Source organism: Actinomyces sp. AC-20-1, from assembly GCF_023369555.1.
GTDB lineage: Bacteria > Actinomycetota > Actinomycetes > Actinomycetales > Actinomycetaceae > Actinomyces.
In genome coordinates this window covers 55,442-77,194 of the sequence record NZ_JACJVC010000002.1, presented here as the reverse complement: position 1 = coordinate 77,194, position 21,753 = coordinate 55,442, and the positions used below count along the sequence as shown (strand labels likewise).

The 21,753-nt window shown below is 70.7% G+C and carries 20 protein-coding genes; 9 read left to right on the top strand and 11 right to left on the bottom strand.

The genetic code is table 11. From position 1 onward, the window contains the following. The first annotated feature begins 177 nt into the window (after positions 1-177). On the top strand, positions 178-699 hold the full coding sequence (locus tag H6X67_RS01770; protein WP_249369214.1) for a DUF4256 domain-containing protein: 522 nt from the start codon (positions 178-180) through the stop codon (positions 697-699). 82 nt (positions 700-781) lie between these two features. On the opposite strand, the gene H6X67_RS11725 is transcribed toward H6X67_RS01770, so the two are convergent. The 4 genes from H6X67_RS11725 to ychF all read right to left on the bottom strand — a co-directional run bounded on the left by H6X67_RS11725 (position 782) and on the right by ychF (position 5,309). Further along, entirely contained in the window at positions 782-1,987 is a 1,206-nt protein-coding gene (locus H6X67_RS11725; RefSeq protein WP_283251281.1) for a L,D-transpeptidase family protein, read from the bottom strand. A 638-nt stretch (positions 1,988-2,625) separates the two neighbouring features. Further along, the gene (locus tag H6X67_RS01755) at positions 2,626-3,366 is read right to left on the bottom strand and encodes a helix-turn-helix domain-containing protein (protein ID WP_249369806.1); all 741 of its coding nucleotides are present in this window, start codon (positions 3,364-3,366) and stop codon (positions 2,626-2,628) included. Positions 3,367-3,737: 371 nt separating this feature from the next. Beyond that, on the bottom strand, positions 3,738-4,193 hold the full coding sequence (locus H6X67_RS01750) for a cytidine deaminase (protein WP_249369808.1): 456 nt from the start codon (positions 4,191-4,193) through the stop codon (positions 3,738-3,740). Positions 4,194-4,229: 36 nt separating this feature from the next. Next, positions 4,230-5,309 (bottom strand): redox-regulated ATPase YchF, encoded by a 1,080-nt coding sequence (gene ychF, locus H6X67_RS01745; RefSeq protein WP_249369810.1) that lies wholly within the window; start codon positions 5,307-5,309, stop codon positions 4,230-4,232. Positions 5,310-5,395: 86 nt separating this feature from the next. On the opposite strand from ychF, the gene H6X67_RS01740 reads away from it, so the two are divergent. Next, complete coding sequence (locus H6X67_RS01740; RefSeq protein ID WP_249369812.1) at positions 5,396-6,670, top strand: DNA recombination protein RmuC; 1,275 nt, start codon at positions 5,396-5,398, stop codon at positions 6,668-6,670. A 178-nt stretch (positions 6,671-6,848) separates the two neighbouring features. Then, a complete protein-coding gene (gene xseA, locus H6X67_RS01735; protein ID WP_249369125.1) occupies positions 6,849-8,177 on the top strand; it encodes an exodeoxyribonuclease VII large subunit in 1,329 nt (442 codons plus the stop codon). Between the two features lie 118 nt (positions 8,178-8,295). Here the strand turns inward: xseA and H6X67_RS01730 are convergent, their stop codons facing one another. The 5 genes from H6X67_RS01730 to H6X67_RS01710 form a co-directional block, all read right to left on the bottom strand. Beyond that, complete coding sequence (locus H6X67_RS01730; RefSeq protein WP_249369124.1) at positions 8,296-9,339, bottom strand: LacI family DNA-binding transcriptional regulator; 1,044 nt, start codon at positions 9,337-9,339, stop codon at positions 8,296-8,298. Between the two features lie 74 nt (positions 9,340-9,413). Next, positions 9,414-10,250, bottom strand: a complete 837-nt coding sequence (locus H6X67_RS01725; RefSeq protein ID WP_249369126.1) for a NosD domain-containing protein — start codon at positions 10,248-10,250, stop codon at positions 9,414-9,416. Next, positions 10,178-10,756 carry a hypothetical protein gene (locus tag H6X67_RS11955; RefSeq protein WP_249369123.1) on the bottom strand — a complete coding sequence of 193 codons (579 nt, stop codon included), beginning with the start codon at positions 10,754-10,756 and terminating at the stop codon, positions 10,178-10,180. The genes H6X67_RS01725 and H6X67_RS11955 overlap by 73 nt, the downstream gene beginning before the upstream one ends. Before the next feature lie 105 nt (positions 10,757-10,861). After that, positions 10,862-12,145 (bottom strand): ABC transporter permease, encoded by a 1,284-nt coding sequence (locus tag H6X67_RS01715; RefSeq protein WP_249369122.1) that lies wholly within the window; start codon positions 12,143-12,145, stop codon positions 10,862-10,864. Positions 12,146-12,254: 109 nt separating this feature from the next. Beyond that, positions 12,255-13,556, bottom strand: a complete 1,302-nt coding sequence (locus H6X67_RS01710) for an extracellular solute-binding protein (RefSeq protein WP_249369121.1) — start codon at positions 13,554-13,556, stop codon at positions 12,255-12,257. A 170-nt stretch (positions 13,557-13,726) separates the two neighbouring features. Between H6X67_RS01710 and H6X67_RS01705 the strand changes: the two genes are divergently transcribed. The 3 genes from H6X67_RS01705 to H6X67_RS01695 all read left to right on the top strand — a co-directional run bounded on the left by H6X67_RS01705 (position 13,727) and on the right by H6X67_RS01695 (position 16,466). After that, entirely contained in the window at positions 13,727-14,950 is a 1,224-nt protein-coding gene (locus H6X67_RS01705; RefSeq protein ID WP_249369120.1) for a glycoside hydrolase family 32 protein, read from the top strand. A 147-nt stretch (positions 14,951-15,097) separates the two neighbouring features. After that, positions 15,098-15,370: an exodeoxyribonuclease VII small subunit gene (locus H6X67_RS01700; protein ID WP_249369119.1), complete on the top strand. Its 273-nt coding sequence runs from the start codon at positions 15,098-15,100 to the stop codon at positions 15,368-15,370. Positions 15,371-15,509: 139 nt separating this feature from the next. Continuing rightward, positions 15,510-16,466: a carbohydrate kinase family protein gene (locus H6X67_RS01695; RefSeq protein WP_249369118.1), complete on the top strand. Its 957-nt coding sequence runs from the start codon at positions 15,510-15,512 to the stop codon at positions 16,464-16,466. Between the two features lie 36 nt (positions 16,467-16,502). Here the strand turns inward: H6X67_RS01695 and phoH2 are convergent, their stop codons facing one another. Both phoH2 and H6X67_RS01685 read right to left on the bottom strand, forming a co-directional pair. Next, positions 16,503-17,816: an RNA 5'-3' helicase PhoH2 gene (gene phoH2, locus H6X67_RS01690; protein ID WP_249369117.1), complete on the bottom strand. Its 1,314-nt coding sequence runs from the start codon at positions 17,814-17,816 to the stop codon at positions 16,503-16,505. Between the two features lie 389 nt (positions 17,817-18,205). Further along, a complete protein-coding gene (locus H6X67_RS01685; protein ID WP_249369116.1) occupies positions 18,206-18,976 on the bottom strand; it encodes an isoprenyl transferase in 771 nt (256 codons plus the stop codon). Positions 18,977-19,180: 204 nt separating this feature from the next. Between H6X67_RS01685 and trhA the strand changes: the two genes are divergently transcribed. From trhA to msrA, 3 genes are all read left to right on the top strand, one after another. Continuing rightward, a complete protein-coding gene (gene trhA / locus H6X67_RS01680; protein WP_249376378.1) occupies positions 19,181-19,948 on the top strand; it encodes a PAQR family membrane homeostasis protein TrhA in 768 nt (255 codons plus the stop codon). Positions 19,949-20,282: 334 nt separating this feature from the next. Further along, positions 20,283-20,768: a GreA/GreB family elongation factor gene (locus H6X67_RS01675; protein WP_249369407.1), complete on the top strand. Its 486-nt coding sequence runs from the start codon at positions 20,283-20,285 to the stop codon at positions 20,766-20,768. Positions 20,769-20,928: 160 nt separating this feature from the next. Then, entirely contained in the window at positions 20,929-21,633 is a 705-nt protein-coding gene (msrA, locus tag H6X67_RS01670) for a peptide-methionine (S)-S-oxide reductase MsrA (RefSeq protein WP_249369405.1), read from the top strand. The last annotated feature ends 120 nt before the right edge of the window (positions 21,634-21,753 follow it).

Here is a 21,753-nt window from a genome sequence, read left to right as displayed (position 1 = left end):
CTCTGACGGGCCCGAGGGTATCGCATGGGTCCCGCACGCCCCTCGGCGCGTGGCGATCGTCATATCCGCCGGCGGGCGGCACATGAGGACAGGGATGAGCGTTGCGACCTGAAGGTCACTAGCCTCTAGGCCGGGGACGACGCTCCCACCAGCCACCCGCCATGAACAGGAGGGGACATGCTCGACGTCCTCCACGCTCGTTTCGTCTCCCACCCGCACCGCCATGCCGGAGTACGGTGGGAGCAGGTGGCGGCGCGTCTGGCGGAGCGCCCCGAGACTCTGAGTGTCCTGGAGCTCCTGGAGAGCACCGGCGGCGAGCCCGACGTCGTCGGCATCGACAACCAGACCGGCGCCGTCACCTTCTATGACTGTTCGGTGGAGTCTCCTGCGGGCAGGCGGAGCCTGTGTCTCGACGAGGAGGCTTTGCTCGGGAGAAAGCGAAACTCACCTCGGGGCAGCGCCGCTGGCGAGGCCACGGCCGCCGGGGTACGGCTCATGAGCGAGGAGGAGTACCACCACTTGCAGGGCCTGGGCGAGTTCGACCTGAGGACCTCGACGTGGCTCGCCACTCCCCCGCATCTGCGCGCGTTGGGCGGTGCCCTCTTCGGTGACCGCCGCTACGGGCGGGTGTTCGTGTACCACAACGGGGCGGACTCGTACTACGCCTCCCGCGGGTGGAGGGGCGTGCTCAGCGTGTGAGCCCGGGTGGGCGTGGCGGGCGCTGTTGTTCACCACCGGTCGGTGCGCAGCCGGCGGTTGCCGCGTAGGCGGTGCAGGCGGTTCAGTAGATGACGACGCGGGTGCCCGACGGGACGTTGTCGTGGATCCACTTGGCGTCCTGGAACCGCATGCGCACGCAGCCGTGGGAGACGTGCCCGCCGAGGGTCCCGTCCTGGACGGTATAGGTGCCCTGGTGGTACAGGATCGAGTGGAAGAGGTAGTCGTGGTGGAACTGGGTCCACCAGTAGGCGGTGTAGCCGGAGCCGAAGGAGCGGCCGCGAGAGCCGATGGAGAAGGTGCCGCGGACCGTGGGGGTCGAGCCGGCTCCGACGGAGCAGGGCCAGTCGTGGTGGGGCTGCCAGGCGCCGTCGCGCCAGTAGAAGGACATGCAGTGCGGGGCGCTGGTGTCGACGACGATGAGGTAGTTGGTCGGGCTGTAGAGGGTCCTCGCGTAGGCCCAGTCGGCGTCGAAGCCGGCCCGGTTGGTGACCCAGAACCCGTCCCAGGCGTCGAAGTAGCTCCAGCGTCCACCGATGCTCCGCCACCCGGTAGCCATCGCGCCGCCGCTCGACGGGTCGAGGTAGTACCAGTCGCCGCTGTGGAGCCACCCTGTTGTCATGGCACCGCTGCTGGACAGGTGGTACCAGTGGGAGCCGTCCCGCACCCAGCCGGTGGCCATGGCGCCCGAGTCCCGCATGAAGTACCAGGTGCCACCGTCGAGCAGCCACTTCGTCGCCATCGCGCCGCTTGAGCCGAGGTAGTACCAGGTGGCGCCGTCGCGCTGCCAGCCGGTGCGCACACCGTGGTCGGAGGACAGGTACCAGCGGCCCTGGGGGCCGCGGTACCAGCCTCGGGCGATGTGCCCGGTGGCGTCGAAGGCGTAGACGACGCCACCGATCTCCTTGACCTGGTGGGCGACTGCGGTGCCGTCGCTGAGGACGTACCTCCAGCCCGCGGAGTCCCGGGCCCAGGAGCCGGTGGTGGGCTGAGGGGAGGGGGCGGGCGGTTCCGGGGCCGGCGAAGGGTCGGGAGCCGGGGTTGAGGGCTGGGGGTCCGGGGTGGCCTCGTCCGACGGCGGGGCGGCGGGGTCTGAGCCTGTGGCGTCCGGGACGGCGGGCTCGGTGGCCGGCGTCGCGTAGGTGCCCTGTTTCTGGGAGGACGCGTCGGAGGCGACGCCGTCGGCGGCAGCTGGGGAGACCGACGTCAGGGTCAGGGCGAGCAGCGCGGTGGCGACTATGGCCACGAGGCCGTGGCGGGGGCGGGTCATCGCGTTCTCCTGGGTCGAACGGGTCACGGGGTGCCGGGGAGGGCAGCAAGACCAGGCTACCCGGGGGTCCGACACGAATTCGGGCTTGAGGCCGGGGTCCCCCACCGCCGTCGGCCCGCTGTCACCTCGGCGCGGCACGCACGGACTCCTCGAGGGAGATGAGCATGCGTCCCACGAGCCGCTGCAGGGCGTCGGTCGACACCAGCAGGTCCCCCTCTCCCTTGGAACTGGAGCGGAGCCTTCGAGACCCGGAGCACGCGCCCCGCACCGCGTCTTTTTTCCAGTAGGCGTTCCAGTAAGCAGTCTGCGACGGGGCTGGACGCTCGGACTCCCTCACGCTCAGAGACGCCGGAGGGTGGCGACCGCCCCTCCCACTGTCGCCAGTGGTACGCACCTACTTCACTCAATCAAGAGACTGCTATCTGCGCATCGGCTACGAGTCGCGCAAACATCCCCTGCCGAGCAGCAGGAGCTCGCGTACGACCGGGAGCCTGTCACTCATCCCTAGTCAGAGGGCGCCCAAGCACTCACGAGTGCAACATGAACCGCGGAATTTCGCGGATCCGCTGGCGCACAAGAATCTCTGACCAGGGATCCGTGACACACAAGAATCCAGCTCCAACACGGACCCCCTCCCGCTAGTCGCACCACGTGATCGGAGGGTTCTCCCTCAACAACACAGGGAGCAGCGGATGACGCCGGTACAGCGGAACTTCCCACATGTCCCACCTGCACTCGTCATCGAAGCCGTCACTCACAGCATCCCAGTCCTCATCACCGACGAGCCACTCATCTCCCGACTCGACACCGACGCGCTCAGGGACCTCCTCGAACATGTCAGGCTGATCAACGAGATAGATCTTGGCGCGCTCCAAGCCCACGCCCATGAGGACCTCATCAATGAACGGCCCCGGCCGGTCAAAAGGAAGAACCCCTGCCCTGATCTCAGTCGCGATCGCCATGCAGCGTTCAGCCACACACTCGGCCCAGGCCCGGTTCTCACCCACCCGGATCATGACGCGCGGGTCAAACTGGTTGAACGGCTCCACAAGGTGCAAGGGATCAGCTGGATTGTCAATCCAGTCACGAAGATCCACGTCAGCCCACACCTCCAGCGAGAGCGATATGGCGCACGCCTGGCGCGGCGTGAGACGCGGGGAGTCCTCCCATGCCGCGACATAGTCACGCGCTTCAGACGCCCAGGCGCTGTCCACTCGACGTTCCTCGAAGACAGCCTCACAGGCCTTGCACGTCGCCTCACTGACAGCCTGGGGATCCATCTCCCAACGACGCCAGGTAGCAACACTCACACCAGCCCTGGTGGCCGCCTCCTGCTGCGTCAAACCTGCTTCACGCCTCTTTTCAGCACCCGTACTCATGCTGTCAATATACCGCGTTGAGCGCTCACCGAGTACTCAACGCGGTGGGCTTTTCTCGACACATCAGGAACACCACTAGCACAACGGCTGGGTCATGCCTCCAGGCGGTAGACAACGCACAAGAACCGGCCTCGAAGCACAGGATCAAGATCCCGGACGCGGGCCAAGTACTGGCTGTCCCGTGCGTGAACCCGTTCGACATGTACCGCTGGCTCGGGCTGAGGTTCTCATCAGGAGGGAAGACCTGTGATCCCGCCAGGGCGAGGAGTGGGACCAGTCATGCTGCGCCGGCGGCCACCCGGATGACGTCCTCCGGGCCGAGGTCCAGCCCACTGACGACAGCGACCACCCTGCGTCTCCAGCGCATCGCGTCAGCAGTTCCACGAGGACTCCCCCTCAGACTCGAACGCCGTGAGCCAGTAGTGCGGCAGCACATCCTTCAAGGTCACCCACTCAACGACGGTCGGGTCATCGCTGTCTGCGACCGCCACGAGAACATCGGGACCCCACATCGCCAAGCGCTCACGGCACACACCACAGGGGCTGAGAACCAGGTACCGCCCCGCCGCCTCACGGTGCAGGCACACGGAGGCGGTCACACCCCGTCCCAGCCGGTAGGCGGCGCAGTAGGGCTCGGCCTCGTGGCACAGCGCCGTCGCCGGATTGACGAAGTGCGGGCTGGTACCCATCAGGACGCTGCCGTCATCCAGCAGGACCGCCGCCGCCCCCTCCTCCGCACCACCGGGGAACCGGGACTCGATCAGGGTCCGGCACTCAGCGACCAGACGCTCGAGGTCATCGCCGTGCCGCTGCTCGGACACACTCACGCCATCTCGCCATCGGGCGTGCGTCTCGAACCGGCCTCACACATTGAACCGGAACTCGACCACGTCCCCGTCGCGCATGACGTAGTCCTTGCCCTCCATGCGCATCTTGCCGTGGGCGCGGGCCTCGGCCACCGAGCCCTGCTCGACGAGGTCCTCGAAGGAGATGACCTCGGCCTTGATGAAGCCGCGCTCGAAGTCGCTGTGGATGACGCCGGCGGCCTGCGGGGCGGTCCAGCCCTTGCGGATCGTCCAGGCGCGCGACTCCTTGGGGCCGGCGGTGAGGTAGGTCTGCAGGCCCAGCGTGTCGAAGCCGACGCGGGCGAGCTTGTCGAGCCCGGCCTCGTCCTGCCCGTTCTCGTGCAGCATCTCGGCGGCCTCCTCCGGCTCGAGCTCGACGAGCTCGGACTCGAACTGGGCGTCGAGGAAGATCGCCTCGGCCGGTGCCACCAGCGCGCGCAGCTCGGCCTGCCTGGCCTCGTCGCGCAGGCCGTCGTCGTCCATGTTGAAGACGTAGATGAAGGGCTTGGTGGTCATGAGCTGGAAGGAGCGCAGCACGTCGGCGTCGAGCCCGGCGGCGGCCGAGGACAGGAGCCTGCCCTCCTCGAGGACCGCGAGGGCGGCCTTGGCGGTCTCGAGGACGGTCGGGTCGGTCTTCCTGCCCCGCACCTCCTTCTCCAGGCGGGGCAGGGCCTTCTCGAGGGTCTGGATGTCGGCGAGGACGAGCTCAGTGACGATGGTCTCGATGTCGCTGGCGGGCTCGACCTTGCCGTCGACGTGGACGACGTCGGGGTCGTCGAAGGCGCGGGTGACCATGCAGATGGCGTCGGCCTCGCGGATGTTGGCGAGGAACTGGTTGCCCAGGCCCTCGCCCTCGCTCGCGCCGCGCACGATGCCGGCGATGTCGACGAAGGAGACGGTGGCGGGCAGGATGCGCTCGGAGCCGAAGATCTCGGCGAGCACACCCAGGCGCGGATCGGGCAGCGGGACGACGCCGACGTTGGGCTCGATGGTGGCGAAGGGGTAGTTCGCCGCGAGCACGGTCGCGCGGGTGAGGGCGTTGAACAAGGTGGACTTGCCGACGTTGGGCAGTCCGACGATTCCGATAGTGAGGGCCACGCCCGGAGTCTAAGGGTCCGACGGCGCAGCCCGGGTCCCGCGCTCGGGCCCGGATTCGTGTCACATCCCTGACACATCCTCGTTCCATGACCTTCTCCTCCCCTCTTGTCCTCCTGGTCCTGCTCATCGGTCTCGGTGTGGGGGCGGCGCTCGGCTACGCGTTGGCGGTGGCCCGGGCGGCGACGGCGCGCGCCGGGGGCCGCGACGAGGCCGCGAGCGCCCGCACGGACGCGGCTCAGTGGCGGGCGCGCGCGGAGGAGCTTGAGCAGCGGGCGGTCCTGGCGGAGGAGCGGGCGGAGCGTGACGGCTCGGTCCTGCGGGCGCTGGCGCCGGTGCGCGCGCAGCTGGAGCAGGTGGGCGCGCGTGTGGAGATGATGGAGCGCGAGCGGGCGGCCCAGCACGCGACACTGTCGGAGCAGCTGCGGGCGGGGGCCCGGGCGGAGGAGGAGCTGAGGCGCACGACGGCGGCGCTCACGGGTGCGCTGCGCTCGCGCTCGAGCCGTGGCTTGTGGGGTGAGGTGGAGCTGGCGCGCGTGCTGGAGGCCTCGGGGATGCTGGCGCACGTGGACTTCTTCGAGCAGCGCTCGGTCGCCTCGGTGCTGGCCTCCCGCTCCGGCGGCCCGGGTGGGGTGGCCGGGGCCGGCTCGAGGGAGGGTGACGGATCACGTCCCGATGTCGTCGTCCGGCTTCCGGGGGACGGTTTTCTCGCGCTGGACGCCAAGGTGCCCATGGACGCCTACCTGCGGGCAGCGGGCCTGGGCGGAGAAGGTGGCGGGCCCGACGGCGGGGAGCCCGACGAGGCTGAGCGTCGCCGGCTGCTGGCGGCTCACGCGGCGGCGCTGCGCTCGCACGTGGACGCGTTGGCGTCCCGCGGATACGACCGGGCACTAGGGGCCTCACCCGAGCTCGTCGTCCTGTTCGTGCCCGCGGAGCCGGTGCTGGCGGCGGCGCTGGAGGCGGACCCCACGCTCATGGAGCACGCCCTGGGCAGGGGTGTGGCCCTGGCCTCCCCGGCCTCCCTCCTGGCACTGCTGCGCACCTGCGCGAGCGCCTGGGCGCGCACGGCGGTGACCGAGGACGCCCAGGAGCTGCTTGAGCTCGGGCGCACGCTCTACGAGCGGCTGGGGACGGTGGCCGGGCACCTGGACGCGCTGGGGGCGAGCCTGACCCGTTCGGTCTCCTCCTACAACCGCACGGTCGCCTCCCTGGAGTCGCGGCTGCTGGTGACCGCGCGCAGCCTCGACTCGCTGGCCAGCGAGGTGCCGAGCCCGCGGCAGGTCTCCCCCGACGACGCGCAGGTGCGCGCGCTCACCGCCCCCGAGCTCACGCGCCTTGAGGGTCAGGAGCGCCCGCGCCCCTGACCCCCGTGCCCGGCCCCGCCTCCACGCGCCCACGCGGCAGGCTCCCCAGGGGCTGCACCTGCGGCGCCCGGCTCCCCACGCCCGGAGACCGGGGACCCGGCCCGAGGAGCCCACTGCCGACGCCAGCACCGGGAGCGCACGCAGCGGGTAGCGCCCGTCCGCGTGGCACAGTGGCCCCGTGACCCCGCAGCCCCCGTCGAGCCTGGCCGCCCAACGCTCAGACGCCCAGCGAGCCAACCCGGCCACCACCCGCGAGCCTGCCCGGCTCGCCCGCGAGACGACGCCTGAGAACCCGTGGCCGCTGTCGCTCCTGTCCGCCAAGATCGAGGGCTACGTCGCCCGTATGACCGAGGTGTGGGTCGAGGCCCAGGTCGTGCAGGTCAACCGCCGCTCCGGCATGTCCTTCCTCACCCTGCGGGACGTGTCCACCGAGGTCAGCCTGCGTGCCGCCATGTACCGCCGTGACCTCGTCTCCTCCGAGCAGGCGATGGGAGCCGAGGTCACGGACGGCATGCGCGTCGTCGCCCACGGCCGCCCCACCTTCTGGACGCGCGCAGGCTCCCTCCAGCTCCAGCTCGACGACGTCCGGGCCGTCGGCACCGGGGACCTGCTCGCCCGTATCGAGCAGCTGCGCCGCACGCTCGCCGCCGAGGGCCTCCTCGCCCCTGAGCGCAAGCGGCCCCTGCCCTTCCTGCCCCGCACGGTGGGCCTCGTGTGCGGGCGCGACGCCAAGGCGAAGGACGACGTCATCGTCAACGCCCGTCTGCGCTGGCCGGGACTGCCCTTCCAGGTCCGTGAGGTGGCCGTCCAGGGTGTGCACGCCGTCGGCCAGGTGACTGCGGCGATCCAGGAGCTGGACGCGGACCCGCTGGTGGACGTCATCGTCGTCGCCCGCGGCGGAGGCGCCGTCGAGGACCTGCTCCCCTTCTCCGACGAGGGGCTGGTGCGTGCGGCCGCCGCCTGCCGCACGCCGCTCGTCTCGGCCATCGGCCACGAGACGGACCGACCCGTGCTCGACGACGTCGCCGACTACCGGGCCTCGACCCCCACGGACGCGGCCCGACGGATCGTGCCGGACCTGGCGCAGGAGACGGTCGGCCTCGACCAGGCCCGCTCGCGCATCCGCTCAGCCCTCGCCGCCCGCCTCGATGAGGAGCAGACCCGCCTCGACCGTGTGCGCGAGCGCCCCGTCATGGCGGACCCGACGGTCATCGTCCGCGAGCAGGAGGCGGAGCTGGGACGCACCCGCGAGAGGATGCGCCGCGCGCTGGGCGGTGCCCTCGACCTGGCGTCGGCGGACCTGCGGGCTCACCGCGCGCAGCTGACGGCCCTGTCCCCGCAGGGGGTCCTCGACCGCGGCTACGCGATCCTGCGCAAGCCGGGCGTCGGCGTCGTCACGAGCGCGGAGGACCTGAGGAAGGGCGACCTCATCGAGGGCGTGCTCGCCCAGGGCCGTCTCATCGCCCAGGTCGTGGGCACCACCAAGCCGACCGCCCCACCATCCTGAGCCGCCGCCCCGCACGCGGGTCCCTGACCCGCAGGACGTGACCGGACAAGGGTGACGGCCTGAGGGACCGGGCCCGTCCTGGCCGTTGTGCGGACAGCGACGCCCCTCCCCTCAGCGGTCAGCCGATGGCGCGGGCGACAGCCACGGACTCACGTCTGATAAGCGGGCACGGCAGGACAACGTGCTCCACAGGTGGGGCGTCCTCGCCGTCGGTGCCAAGCATGGCGATGAGGCGCTTCATCGCCCACCTGCCCATCTCGTAGTGGGGCAGGGCAACTGTGGTGAGAGACGGGTAAAGCCCTTCCGCGACGATCTCCTGGTTGTCGAACCCGACGATCGACAGGTCGTCAGGAACCCGAAGGCCCAGCTCTGCCGCCGCACGGTAGGCACCCATGGCCATACGGTCGTTGTAGCAGAACAACGCCGTGGGACGGGGGCTGGACCGCAGGACTGCGAGGGCTGCCTCATAGCCTCCTTCGGTCTCGGAGACCCGGGCGACGACGAGAGAGCTGTCGAACGGAACGCCTGCGCCCTCGAGGCTTGCCCGGTACCCGGCGAGCCGGCCGTGGGTGGCGGGAACGTCGTCGGTGTTCGTGATGAAGCCGATCCGGCGGTGCCCGTGGTCGATGAGCTCCTGGACGGCAGCCGCGGCACCGGCGGCCTCGTCCGGCACCACCGAGGAGACCTTGCCCCTCACGTCCTGCGCGTCGATGAGAACCGTGGGCACGCTGCCGAGACCCTCCGGGACCTCGACGACACGGTGGTACATCGTGGCGTAGAGGACGCCGTCGACCTGCTGGCGCAGGAGGGCCTCGACGTCTCGTTCCGTGTCGGTCGCCGACTGTGTCGTGTTGATGAGGACGAGGGTGAGGCCGGCCTCACGCGCTGTCTCCTGGGCACCCAGGAGGATGCGTCCCGCGTGCGGCGTGGTGGCGATGTCCTCGCTGAGCAGACCGATCATCTCCGAGCGCTGAAGGCGCAGGCTCCGTGCCATTCGGTTCGGCCCGTAGCCGAGCCGGGCTGCGGTGTCACGGACTCGCTGGCGGGTCTCCTCGCTGGCCCGGGCGTACGACACGTTGTTGAGGATGTGCGACACGGTGGTGACGGAGACCTGCGCCTCCCGGGCGACGTCCCGGATCCCCACAGTCTTGCGACGCGCCATCTGCTTCCCTTCTCGGAGTGGCGGTACTGCTTCCAGCACCAACTCTCACACGACGGCTCGTGAGCCCGCCTCGATCAGCGGGCACCAATCTCGGGCGTCGCCCTGAACGCGTTGACCGACCTGTCGAGCACCACCTGCCCCTCTGTTCCCGAGTCGACGACGGTCGTCATCGTCGCGCTGTCCTCCACCAGGACGGTCGTGGTGTCGAGGCGTTGCGACGCGTCCGTGGTCAGCATCGCTCCCACCTGCGCCTCGAAGCAGGAGTCGCTGGCCTCAGCGCTCGTGTCCCGGGCGACGACGTGGTTGTTGGCCACGTAGTTGCCGGAGCCGCTGACCACCCGGATCGCAACTGGTCGCCTGCCCGCGGGCCGGACACGTGCCGAGTCCACTGCGAGGGACAGGTGGTTGGCGATGACGGAGTTGTCGGAGCCCTCAAGGCGCACGAGGCCCTCGTCGTCGTCCCTTCCGTTGTCGATGTCGAGGAACGGTGTCCATGGCTCATGGTCACGCAGGAGGTGGTTCGAGCCGATGAGGTTCTCCGAGCTGGAGCCGTCGAGGACCACCATGCCAGGGTAGAACGAGTGCAGCCGGTTGCTGGTGACGCTTGAGCGGGTGACCCCATGGAGGTGGACACTGCTGGAGCCACGCGGGAACACGTTGTTCGAGGCGATGAGGAGCCCGCCGTGGTTCTCGGCGTAGATGGAGTGGCCCGCCGGGCCGGCACCGATGAGGTTGTCGGTGACCTTGGAGGCCTGGCCCCAACCGAGCAGCTCGATGCAGGAACCGCACTCGGCGATGAAGCAGTCGTGGATGGACAGGGCGTCGGCCTTGCAGACCGTCAGCGCGTGCTCGAGGTACACCAGGCCCATTCCCGTGACCTTGAAGGAGTCGTTGGGGTCCTCGACGTAGATGCCGGTCTTGCCGTTGACGTAGGAGTTCTCCGGGTCGGCGGTGGTGCCGTCGTCGTCGAAGTGCAGGCGTCGATGCAGAATCCCACGAGCTCGACGGAGCTGATGCGCGGGCTTCCCTGGCGGATGATCCTGAACGCGGCGGCGTCGGCAGGCTCACCAGCCGGTGCCACCGGCAGGTCGACCATGACGCGGCTGCCACCAGGCCACAGCTCGTGCAGCCCGGCCCACTCCTCGCGGGGGACGTTGAAGCGGATACTCGACGAGGTGAAGCCGTGCCCGGCCCCTTGGATCCTGAGGAAGCTGATGTCGATGCGCTCCTGTGTGCGTAGCCGGTAGTCGCCCGGGGGGATGACGATGACCGCGCCAGGCTTGCCCCCGGAGCCTGTGTCCGGGTCGTGCTGGCGGGTCTTGATGTCGGCGACCATGTCGTTGATGACCGCGCCGATGTCGTCGTACGGGTCTCCGTGGGGCCATGTCGTGACGTCGTAGTAGGTGGTGGGGTGCATGATGCCTCGATTCGGGTCCTGCGGTGCGGGGTCCCCACCGGCCCCGGGAGGTGGGGCCGGCGTTGACGCGAGGGGTGGTGGTCTGGTGGGGGAGGCGGTGACGGTTCAGCCCTTCACCGCTCCGAGGGTCATGCCTGCCACGATGTGCTTCTGAAGCATGAAGGTCAGCAGGATGACTGGCACGGAGTAGAGGATGGCGAGTGCTGTCATCGCACCCCAGTCGAGACCGAACTGGGTCTGGAAGTTGGCGATGACGATCGGCGTCGTCTGCGACCGGAAGGCGGTCAGCAGCAGGGAGAAGAGGAACTCATTCCATGAGGCGAGGAACGCGAAGATGGCTGTGACCGCGATGCCTCCTGACGTGACCGGCAGGACGACGCGCCACAGGGCGCCGAGCCGGCTGGCACCGTCGATCTTGGCCGCCTCCTCCAGCTCGACCGGAACGGACTCGAAGAAGCTGGCCATGAGCCAGATGGACAGCGGCAGTGAGATGGTCACGTGCGCGAGCGCCAGGGCGAGGGAGGTGTCATACAGGCCGATGGACTGGAATACCTGCACCATGGGGACTCCGACGGCGATCGGGGGGACCATCCGCATGACGAGTGCCAGGACGATGAAGACCCGCCCGTAACGGGTGCGGAATCGTGTGACCGCGTAGGCGGCGGGCAGTGCCAGCAGCAGTGAGATGAGGGTGGACAGCAGCGCGGTGACCGCCCCGTTGATGAAGGAGGCGATGACTGCGATCGAGGCGATGACCATCATGGCAATGAGGTAGAGAGTGCCCATGGCGCTGGCAAGCCCGGGGTCGCCGAATCGGACCATGGTGCGGTAGATGAGCATCGACATGACCTCGGTGCTCTGCTGAGGCCCTCCGTTCGTCTGGATGAGGATGACGTCGAAGGCGCGTGCGGCGTCGACACCGCGGATGATGAGGGCGACGGCGATGACGGGCCGCAGCAGCGGGATGATGATGCGGAACAGGATCGTGAGGTTGCGGGCGCCGTCGATCCTCGCTGCCTCGATGACGTCACCCGGGATGTTCTGCAGGCCGGCGAACAGCACGAGCGTCATGAACGACGTGGTGAGCCAGATGTCCGGGATGGCGACGGAGAACAGGGCGATGTCGGGGTCCGACAGCCAGGGGATGTCTCCCGACGACGACAGCAGCCCGGCCCTGTCGAGAAGCTCGTTGATGATGCCGAAGCTGTCGATGAGCAGGAACCGCCAGAGCAGGCCCGCGACGACCGGCGCGATCATGAGCGGGTAGAGGAAGACCGTCCTGAAGATCCTCGACGCGTTGCCCAGGAGGGAGAACATGAGCGCGGCGGCGAGCCCGAGGCAGAACTCGAAGAAGACGAACAGCGCGAGGAACACCGTCGCAGGCAGCATGAGCAGGGTGGCGAACTGGCGGTCCGTGATGCCCCGACGGCGCGGAGCCGGTTGGCCACCGGCTCCGCGGGTTGCCGCCGTGCCCGCGGGCGCCGGACGGGAGAGGGTGTCAGCCGACAACGCTCTCGACCTGCGCCTTCGCATCCTCGAGGAGTGCGGCGTTGTCCGCACCCGGCTCCACTGCCTTCTGGATCATCGGGATGAGGGCGGTGTCAACGATCTGCTGCCAGTGGGCGATGGCCGGGCGGGGCCGGGTCGCGGGAGCGTTGAGGGTGTCGAGGAGTGGGGCGTAGTGCTCGAAGCCCTCGTCATCCTGGCGCGACTCGAGGACGGAGATCCTTGAGGCGAGCCCGAGGCTCGTGTCGACGCTCAGCTCGTTGTGGTCGTATGCGTACCGGATGAACTCGAGGGCCTTGTCCTGCTTCTTGCTCGCCTGCGCGATGGACAGGTACCAGGCGCCCGGAACACCCGCTACGCCGGCGTCACCGCCGATCATCGGGGCGACCCCCACCTTGCCCGCCACCGGGGAGCCCTCGGGCACCTGCCGGTAGGCGTGCGCCCAGAAGCGCATGAGCGCGAGCTGGCCCTGGTTGAACAGGTTCTGCGCACCCGCCCAGTCCAGCTGCGCCGCCCCGGAGGGCGCGAAGGGCAGCAGCCCGGTGTAAAAGTCGAGGGCGGCACGGCCCTCGCTGCTGCCGAGCGAGACCTTGCCGTCCAGGTCAACGACCATGACCTCCTCGCCGGCCTGGGAGAGGGTGGCGAGCCACTCGGTCTCGACGGCCCCCTTGACGTCGGTGCCGTAGTAGTCCCCACCACCGGCGTTGAAGAAGTACTCGGCAGCGTCGTGGTACTGCTGCCAGGTGGCCGGCGGGGTGAGCTCGCAGCCGTAGGCCTGTGGGAAGGCGGCCTGGTGGGCGGGGTCCTCGAACAGGTCCTTGCGGTAGAAGAGGATCTCGGCGTTGGTCCACACCGGCATCCCCACGAAGGTGCCGTCGACCGCCGCCTCCTCGACGAGCGCGGGGAAGATGTCCCCCTTCACCTCATCGGTGAACAGGCTGTCCAGTGGTGTGAGTGAGCTCTGGAACGCGGGAAGCCAGATGGCGTCAAGGGCTGCGACGTCGAAGGAGACAGCGTTGCCGTTGAGCTCGCTGCTCAGGCGGTTGTAGAGGCCGTCGTAGGGGAGCTCGACGAAGGACACCTTGGTCCCGGTCTCCGCCTGGAACTGGTCGGCGATCGGCTGGAGCTGGCCGTGTCCGCCGGCCTCGACCAGGACGGTGAGGGTGTCGCCGTCGTCTGAGGAGCCGCTGCCGCCGGCACCGCATGCTGCGAGGGTCGCCGCGGTCGCGAGGGTGAGGCTGCCTCCGAGGAACGTGCGTCGGGCAAGTTGGGCTGAGGTACCACGAAGCATCATCACTTCGCCTCCATCTTCTGTGCGTCAGTGCACGGAGAGGTGGGACGTGACGTCGTCGGCCGTCCCCATCGCTGACAATACGTTTTGCCAAAACGTCGTGCCAACCCCATACTGGTCTCGTCCTCGCAGGCACTCGCAGCTCATGACAATCTCATCAAGGGGGATGGACAATGGATGGGGCACCCACACGCACAAGGCCCGCCGCGCACTTCACGGCCCAGTCAGGCTGGATCAACGACCCGCATGGGATCAGCGTCGTTGACGGCCGCTACCACCTGTTCTTCCAGCACGTCCCCGGCCGCACGGCATGGGCACCCGGCTGCCACTGGGGGCACGCCGTCAGCGACGACCTCATCACCTGGGAGCACCGCCCCATCGCCTTGGCCCCCGGCGATGGCGACGACGGCGTCTGGTCCGGGTCGGTCACCATCGACGACGCCGGTGAGGCCCTGGCCTTCTACACCTCAGTGAGCGTGCCCGACTTCGGCATCGGTCGCGTCCGCGTCGCGCGCCCCACCGACCCGGGCTGGGACCACTGGGAGAAGGGCGACGTCGTCGTCGACCTGCCCACAGAGCTCGACGCCGTCGCCTTCCGCGATCCCTTCGTGTTCCGCGACGGTTCCGGCTGGCGCATGCTCGTGGGCACGGCCCTGCGCGACGGCACCGCCGCGGCCGCGGCCTTCTCCTCACCCGACCGTCTCAGGTGGAGCTACGACGGGCTGGCCGCCCAGCGCTCACGCAGCGTCACGGACCCCGTGTGGACAGGCACCCTGTGGGAGTGCCCGCAGCTGTTCGAGATCGACGGGTCCCACGTGCTCATCACATCCGTGTGGGACGCCGACGTGCTGCACCACGTCGCCTACGCCATCGGCAGGTACGAGCACAACCGGTTCACCCCGCACCGTTGGCACCGCCTCACCTACGGAGACAGCTACTACGCCCCCTCCTTCTTCCGTGACCGTGACGGTCAGCCCTGCCTCATATTCTGGATGCGCGGGGTCGGCGGCCCGGCCCAGGGCTGGGTCGGCGCTCACAGCGTCCCCCACCAGCTGTCGCTCGAGGGCGGTCACCTCGTGACGCGCCCGCACCCGAGCCTCACGGCAAGGCTCACCGCCCTCAACGAGACCGCGCAGACCGGGTCGCCGGCCCTGCTCGACTGGGATCCCTCGGCCACCACCCTCAGCGCGTCCTCGGGCGGCGGGACCACGACCGTCCTGAGGCGCACAGCGACCGGGACCGAGGTGGCCTCAGACGACCAGAGCCTGACCATTCCCGGTGATCCTGGCAGACACGTCCCGGTCCTCGTCGACGGCCCTGTCCTCGAGGTCTTCCTGCGGACGGGGTGCTTCGCGACCAGCACGGACTCCGACTTGACCGTGTCGACAACCGCCTAGGCCTGACAGGTGACGCTGCCGCCGGGCCTCGTGCCGCCCGTCTCCACAAGCGCGGCCGCCACCCCGCGCGCGGGTCCCCCGGGCTGCTCCGGCGCTGGCCGCTCCCGGGCCTCCCAACGCGTCGGACCACCGTGCAAGAATCGCCGTATGAGCCTGAGCCCGGACACCTCCCCCCTCGGAAGCGACGCCGGCGGCGAGAACGCCCACGCGGACGTCGCCTCCCTGTCCTACGAGCGGGCGCGCGAGGAGCTGGTCACCGTGGTCCAGCGCCTGGAGGCGGGCCAGGTGCCGCTCGAGGAGGCGCTGGCCCTGTGGGAGCGGGGCGAGGCCCTGGCCGCCCGCTGCCAGTCCTGGCTCGATGACGCCCGTGGCCGCCTGGCCGCCGTCGCCCGTCAGGAGGCCAACGGCAGCGAGGTCTGACACCGTGCGGCGCGGGCCCTCTCATCCGCCCGCGGGCACCACTGCCGGCCCCAGCCCCACCGACACCGCCCCTCCACTGCTTCTCAGACCTCACCGCCGCACCGACACCCGCACACCCGCCGCTCACGAAGGACCTGCCATGACCTACACGCCCACCACCGGCTGCCCCGGCACCGCCCTCGTCATCGGCGAGGCCCTCGTCGACGTCGTCATCCACCCCGGCGAGGAGCCCCGGGAGATCCCCGGAGGCTCGCCCGCGAACGTGGCCCTGGGCCTGTCGCGCCTGGGCCGGGACGCCGAGCTCACCTGCTGGATCGGCACGGACGCGCGCGGCGCCGCCATCCGGGCCCACCTCGAGGCCTCCGGGGTGCGCCTGGCTCCCGGCAGCGACGGCGCGGCGCGCACCTCCACCGCTCAGGCGACCATCGGCGCCGACCGCGCCGCCACCTACGTCTTCGACCTCGACTGGAACCCGCCCTTCCCCCAGCACGACGACGCCCCCGTCCTCGTGCACACGGGCTCCATCGCCGCGGTCCTCGAGCCGGGCGCCGCCACGGTGCGCCGTGCCCTCGAGGAGCACCGGGCGACGGCGACCGTCTGCTACGACCCCAACGCCCGCCCCCAGCTCATGGGGGAGCCGGCCGCGGCCCGCGCCACCGCGGAGTCCCTCATCGCCCTGTCGGACCTCGTCAAGTGCTCCGACGAGGACGTCACCTGGCTCTACGGCGTCGACGCCTCCTCGGACGAGGCTCTTGAGGCGGTGCTGCGCGGCTGGCTGGACCTGGGGGCGGCGCTCGTCGTCGTCACCCGGGGCAAGCGCGGCGCCCTGGCCCTGTCGGCCTCGGGCCAGCGCGTCGAGGTCCCGGCCGACCCGGCCGTCGTCGTCGCGGACACGGTGGGGGCCGGCGACTCCTTCATGGGAGGGCTCGAGGACGGCCTGTGGTGCGAGGACCTGGTGGGCGCCGACCGCCGCGAGGCCCTGCGCTCCATCGACGCGGCGACCCTGGAGCGCGTCGTGCGCCACGCCGCGGCGATCGCGGACATCACCGTCTCGCGCGCCGGGGCGAACCCTCCCACGCGCGCCGAGCTGGTCTGAGGCCCGGCCTCCCCGGCCCACTCAGCACAGGGACGCTCAGTACAGGGGCACGTCGTCGAGCATCGTCGTGACGAGCTCGGCGATCTCGCTGCGCTCGGTGCGCACGAGGTCGATGTGCGCGAACAGCGGGTTGCCCTTGAGCGACTCGATGACGGAGGCGACGCCGTCCCAGCGCCCCACACGCAGGTTGTCGCGCTGGGCGACGTCGTGGGTGAGCACCACCTTGGAGTTCTGCCCCACGCGCGAGAGCACGGTGAGCAGGACGTTGCGCTCGAGGGACTGCGCCTCGTCGACGATGACGAAGGCGTCGTGGAAGGAGCGCCCGCGGATGTGCGTCAGCGGCAGGACCTCGATCTGACCGAGCTGGACGATCCTGTCGATGCGCTCGGCGGGGATGACGGAGGTGAGGGTGTCGAAGACGGCCTCGGACCAGGGCTGCATCTTCTCGCCGCTGTCGCCGGGCAGGAAGCCGAGGGTCTGGCCGCCCACGGCGTACAGGGGGCGGAAGACGAGGACCTTGCGGTGCTCTCGTCGGTTGACGACGGCGTCGATCCCGGCGCTCAGGGCGAGCGCGGACTTGCCGGTGCCGGCGCGCCCGCCCAGGGAGACGATGCCGATGGCCGGGTTGAGCAGGTGGTCGATGGCGACGCGCTGCTCGGCGGAGCGCCCGCGCACGCCGAAGACCTCCCGGTCGGGTCGCACCAGGCGCAGGGCGCCGTCGACGACGGTGGCCAGGGCGGAGCCGCGCGGGGAGGTGACCGTGACGCCGGTGTGGACGGGCTCCTCGGCCAGGCGGGCGGCGGTCTCGCCGTCGGACAGCCCCTCGAGGGGCAGGGACTCGTCCTCCCACAGGGCGTTCATCTCCTCGGCGCTGACGGCCAGGCTCGTCATGCCGGTGTAGCCGGAGTCGGTGGCGAGCTGGGCGCGGTACTCGTCCGACTGGAGGCCGACGGCGGCAGCCTTGATCCGCATGGGCAGGTCCTTGGAGACGACGATGACGTCCTCGCCCGCGCGCGCGAGGGTGACGGCGACGCTGAGGATGCGGGTGTCGTTGTCCCCCAGGCGCATGCCCGTGGGCAGGACGGCGGGGTCGTCGCTGTCGAGGTCGACGTGCAGGGTGCCGCCGAGGTCGTTGAGCGGGACGGGGCGGTCGAGCCGACCGTGCGTCTCACGCAGGGAGTCGAGCAGGCGCAGGGCGGAGCGGGCGAAGTAGCCGAGCTCGGGGTGGTGCCGCTTGCCCTCGAGCTCGGTGATGACGACGACGGGCACGATGACGGCGTGCTCGGCGAAGCGCAGGAGGGCTCGGGGGTCGGAGAGCAGGACGGAGGTGTCCAGGACGTAGGTGCGCATGTCGCCGCTCCAGGGGTCGTGGCGGCGCCCCGGCGGCCGGCCGCCTCGTGGTGACCAGGGTAAGCCGCCTGTGACCCACGACACGCGGTTGGTGTGGTTGGCGCGGTCGGTCAGCACACGCTCAGCAGCCCCGCCGTCGGGCCCGTCGCACACGCCCGCGCACGCCGGCAACTGCGCACACGCGCCGGCAACACGGACAACGTGCACGCGCTTGGACAACGTGGCGCACATATGGACAACCTGCCTGCAGCAGGACAACCTGGTAGACGCCATGAGATTGTCCTGGTGCGCACAGGTTGTCCTGCTGCACGGAAGTGGTCCTGGCGGCTCGCGCGGCGCCTACCCATCACCCGGACGGCGGGCCTGCTGACCACCCGCCGTCGGGACCGTCAACGTCCCAGGCGACGCTCGCGGCGCGCGTAGTCGCGCAGGGCCCGCAGGAAGTCGATACGGCGGAAGTCCGGCCAGTACACCTCGCAGAAGTAGTACTCGGAGTGGACGGACTGCCACAGGAGGAAGCCGGACAGGCGCTGCTCGCCGGAGGTGCGGATGACGAGCTCGGGGTCCGGCTGGCCCTTGGTGTAGAGGTGGGCGGTGATGTCCTCCTCGCACAGGGTCTCGGCGACCTCCTCGAGGGTGACGCCGGCAGCGGCGCGCTCGCGCAGGACGTCGCGCACGGCATCGGCGATCTCCTGGCGGCCGCCGTAGCCGACGGCGACGTTGACCTGCATGCGCCCGTCGGCGTCGTCGGGGCGGGTGGAGTCGGCGGCGGCGCGCAGGCGCAGGGCGACGGGCTCGGGGAGGAGGTCGACGGCGCCCACCAGGCGCAGGCGCCAGGTGCCGGCTCCGGCCAGGCCCTCGACGGCGGTGGCGATGATGTCGAGCAGGGGGGAGAGCTCGGCGGGGTCGCGGTTGAGGTTGTCGGTGCTCAGCAGCCACAGGGTGACGACCTTGACGCCGGCGGTGTGGGCCCAGCCGAGGAAGTCCTCGATCTTGTCGGCGCCGCGCTTGTGGCCCTGGGAGGTGCCGATGCCCATCTGCCTGGCCCAGCGGCGGTTGCCGTCGAGGATGACGCCGACGTGCTCGGGCACGCGGTCGGCCTCAACCTGGGAGGCGAGCCGGCGCTCGTAGAGGTCGTAGACGAGGTTGTTGCCAGCCATCTCGCACCTGCCTTCCACTCGGCCGCCCGGAGGCGGCGCTGCGGGCCCGCACGGTGCGCGCCGTGCCCAACGGTACGCGAGCCGGGCCAGGAGGAAGGCCGGGAGGGCGGGCAGGAGACGGCCGGCACAGCACCCCCTCTTCCCACCGAACCTACGGAGGCGTAACCTACGGAACCGTAACTTAGTTGGAGCGCCGGAGGACCCATGACCACCCACCCCGGACCCGCGACGGAGCGCCCCCGCCCCGAGGCCCCCGCAGCCGGCGGGGCAGCCGGCGCCGCCTCCGCCCTCGTCGGTGCCGCGAGCGCCGCCAGGGACGCCGCGCGCGAGGCCGCCCTGGCCGTCAAGCCCCGCCTGCGCGGCTGGATCCACGCGGCCACCGCCCCCCTCGCCCTGGCCGCCTGCCTCGTGCTCACCGTCCTGGCCGACGGCGCCGCCCTGACCTGGGCCTGCGCCACCTACCTCGTGTGCTCCCTGCTCCTGTTCGCCAACTCCGGCGTCTACCACATCTCCAACGGCCACTTCCCGGCACCCGTCACCACCGTCCTGCGGCGCTTCGACCACGCCAACATCTACCTGCTCATCGCCGGGACCTACACGCCACTGTCGGTGGCGCTGCTGGATGCGCGCATGGCGGCGCTCGTGCTCGGGGTCGTGTGGGGCGGGGCGGTCATCGGCATCGTCACCTCCCTCGTGTGGCCGACGGCGCCGCGCTGGCTGGTGACCCTGCTGTACATCGTCCTGGGCTGGGTGGCGCTGTGGTTCCTGCCGCAGTTCTGGCAGGCCGGGGGCCCGGAGATCGTGTGGCTGCTCGTGGCCGGCGGCGTGACGTACACGGTCGGCGGCGTCGTCTACGCCCGCAAGCGCCCCGACCCGCTGCCCCGCTGGTTCGGCTTCCACGAGGTCTTCCACGTGTGCACGGTCGCCGCCTGGGCCTGCCACTGCGTCGCCTGCTACCTCGCCGTCCTCTGAGACAGGACGCAGCACCAGCACCCTCCCGGGACGCACCACCGGCACCGGACCACTGAGCCCTGACCTCTCACGTTGAGACCTGACCAGAAGCACCAGGGCTCAGTGCGAAGGGCCAGGGTCGACGGGGGGGCACGAGCGGGACGCATGAGCCCTCAGGGCCCGTCACGCGGCCCCGGCGCGCGATTCAGCCCGCAGCATGGCCCCGGGACCCGGCCCGGGGCCTGCGGCTAGACTGCTGAGCCATATGACCCCGGCCTCACCACCGGGAGCGAGACCTCACACGTCCCGGCGTCGGACCGCCCCGGCGCCGGGACCTGCATTCAAAGGAGATGCCATGTCCGAGCCCACCCAGGGCACCTGGCTCACCCAGGACGCCTTCGACCGCCTCACCGCCGAGCTCAACCGCCGCAAGGAGACCGACCGCAAGGAGATCGCCCAGCGCGTGGAGGCCGCCCGCCAGGAGGGCGACCTGCGCGAGAACGCCGGCTACCACGCGGCCCGCGAGGAGGCCTCGCTCAACGAGGCGCGCATCGTCCAGCTCACCGAGATGCTCGAGCACGCCCAGATCGGCGAGGTGGTGGACGACGGCACCGTCGCGGCGGGCACGGTCGTCACCGCGAAGGTCGCGGGCAAGGAGCAGACCTTCGCGCTGGGCGGCCAGGAGATCGCGGCCGACGTCCCCGCGGGCGTCAAGGTCTTCTCCCCCGACGCCCCGCTGGGCAGGGCCCTCATGGGGCACAAGGCCGGCGAGACAGTCTCCTACGAGGCCCCCAACGGCAAGCGGATCACGGCGGAGATCGTCTCGGTCAAGGCCCTGTGACCCACAAGGCCACCCGACGCCGCCCCGCCCCCGAGATCCTCGTTTTGCGCACGAGCGTACGGCAAAACCCCAGGGAGCTCGCGCGCAAGCCGAGGAGGTGGGCGCTCGCGATGAGTGAAGCGGGGTGGCCCGCGGGCACCGTCCCGGTAGCGTTCGGGCCATGACGCACGCACGCAGCACCCTCCTGCCGGGCCGCGAGGAGCCCCTCCTGCCGGACCCGGGGCACCACGTCGTCCTCCACACGCCGCTGGACGGCCCCTGGCCCGAGGGCACCCGGGTCATCTACCTGGCGGGCGGCTGCTTCTGGGGCGTGGAGCGCTTCCTGTGGCGCCGTCCCGGGGTGGTGTCCACCGCCGTCGGCTACATGGGCGGCACGACGCCGAACGCCACCTACCGCGAGGTGTGCACCGGGCGGACGGGCCACGCCGAGACGGTGCGGGTCGCCTACGACCCGTCCGTGGTGGGCGAGGGCGCCGAGGCGCTGCTGCGCTTCTTCTGGGAGAACCACGACTCCACCCAGCTCAACCGGCACGGCAACGACGTCGGCACCCAGTACCGCTCCGCGGTGTGGACGACGACGCCGGAGCAGGACGCGGCCGCCCACCGGGTCCGGGACCTGTTCCAGGGCGAGCTCACGCGCATGGGACTGGGCACCTGCCAGACGACGATCGCGGACGCCGCCTCGCTGTACTCGCAGTTCGGAGGCCCCTTCTACCTGGCGGAGGACTACCACCAGGGCTACCTGGCGAAGAACCCCGACGGCTACTGCAACCACGGGCCCAACGGCGTGACCTGCCCGGTCGGCGTCGTCGACCTGCCCGCCCAGGTGGACGTGCTCGCCCCCGAGGACGCGCCCGGGGCGTAGAGCGGTCCGACGGCGTCCGGCCCGCTGGGCGGGTCCCCCACCAGCCGGGTGAGCCGGGCGCACCGGCAGGTCGGGGCACCGCAGCCGTCGGCCCGGGGGCACGGCAGCCGGCCCGCCGTC